Source organism: Polynucleobacter sp. MG-28-Ekke-A2 (assembly GCF_035012985.1).
Lineage (GTDB): Bacteria > Pseudomonadota > Gammaproteobacteria > Burkholderiales > Burkholderiaceae > Polynucleobacter.
In genome coordinates this window covers 1-692 of sequence record NZ_JAYGQU010000062.1, presented here as the reverse complement: position 1 = coordinate 692, position 692 = coordinate 1, and the positions used below count along the sequence as shown (strand labels likewise).

Below are 692 nucleotides of genomic sequence, written 5' to 3'. Positions count from 1 at the left end.
GATTGCGACTGGGAAATAATTGCTGATAATCCAAACTACAACCCGATCTCAATTACTACCCCAGAAAATCCAGCGTATGTAATTTACACATCAGGCTCGACCGGCAAGCCAAAAGGGGTTGTTGTTAAACATCGAGGACTGATAAACTTTTTGTTATTTATGGAGATGAATGTATTTGGTGATAGATTAAAATCAGTGCTAGCAATGACGACAATTGGGTTTGATATTGCGGGACTAGAGCTATATCTACCAATAATTAAAGGCGGGAATGTATTAATTGTCAGAAGTACTGACATTAAAGATTCGAAAAAATTATCAAGATTTATTAATAAAAACAAACCAACCCTTATTCAAGCAACACCTTCATTCTGGAGTTCAGTAGTATCAAATAAAGTCAGCATACCGCGCGGAACATGCTTGGCCACCGGCGGGGAAGCCCTTTACGATGACTTATATCGAAAACTTATCAGCAAAAGCAGGAGCCTAATCAATTTATACGGCCCAACCGAAACAACGATATGGTCTTCAGTAATGCCGCTTGATGAAGATCCAAAAAAAGGTGTGGCACTCCCCATTGGCCGACCCATCTGGAATACCCGCATTTATGTTTTAGATAACAGCCTAGAACCAGTTCCAGCTGGCATTGCTGGGGAGCTTTACATTGCAGGCGCCGGTCTAGCCCGTGGTTATCT

General features: G+C 41.6%; 1 protein-coding gene. It reads left to right on the top strand.

Annotated features, from left to right (window positions below):
• Positions 1-692: AMP-binding protein (locus VC188_RS11925; protein ID WP_323484110.1), on the top strand; the 692-nt coding region annotated here is incomplete at both ends.